This is a genomic window from Alloprevotella sp. oral taxon 473 str. F0040 (genome assembly GCF_000318095.2).
GTDB lineage: Bacteria > Bacteroidota > Bacteroidia > Bacteroidales > Bacteroidaceae > Alloprevotella.
This window is the reverse complement of record NZ_KB290717.1, coordinates 8,218-8,782: the sequence shown is the minus strand read 5'-3', so window position 1 is coordinate 8,782 and position 565 is coordinate 8,218. Positions and strand designations below refer to the sequence as shown.

Below are 565 nucleotides of genomic sequence, written 5' to 3'. Positions count from 1 at the left end.
TCAATTCACGCAGCCCAAGCGGGCTGCGACCTCCTCGGCCATAATCATAACCACGGCCAGAACGAGTTTCAATTCACGCAGCCCAAGCGGGCTGCGACATACTTGCGACCATAACGCAAACCAGTTTCTCAGTTTCAATTCACGCAGCCCAAGCGGGCTGCGACTTAAGCCGTTTGATGTAAGCTCGTAGCACACCCTGTTTCAATTCACGCAGCCCAAGCGGGCTGCGACCTTGGACGAGCTCATTTGGGGATGATTCTTCGACGTTTCAATTCACGCAGCCCAAGCGGGCTGCGACTTCACACCCTAATAATCCCACAAAAAAGCCGGCCGTTTCAATTCACGCAGCCCAAGCGGGCTGCGACGGACGTTGAAGGCGCGAATCAGAACTTTCAACGACGTTTCAATTCACGCAGCCCAAGGGGGCTGCGACGGCATTAAAATCAGTCGGCACATAGTTTGTTGTGTTTCAATTCACGCAGCCCAAGCGGGCTGCGACATACAGAACAAGGAGTACTTATAAAGAGATTATTCGTTTCAATTCACGCAGCCCAAGCGGGCTGCG

General features: G+C 53.3%; 1 CRISPR repeat array.

Annotated features, from left to right (window positions below):
- Positions 1 to 65: 65 nt before the first annotated feature.
- A CRISPR array of direct repeats spans positions 66 to 499; the repeat unit is 33 nt; unit sequence GTTTCAATTCACGCAGCCCAAGCGGGCTGCGAC.
- Positions 500 to 565: the final 66 nt, after the last annotated feature.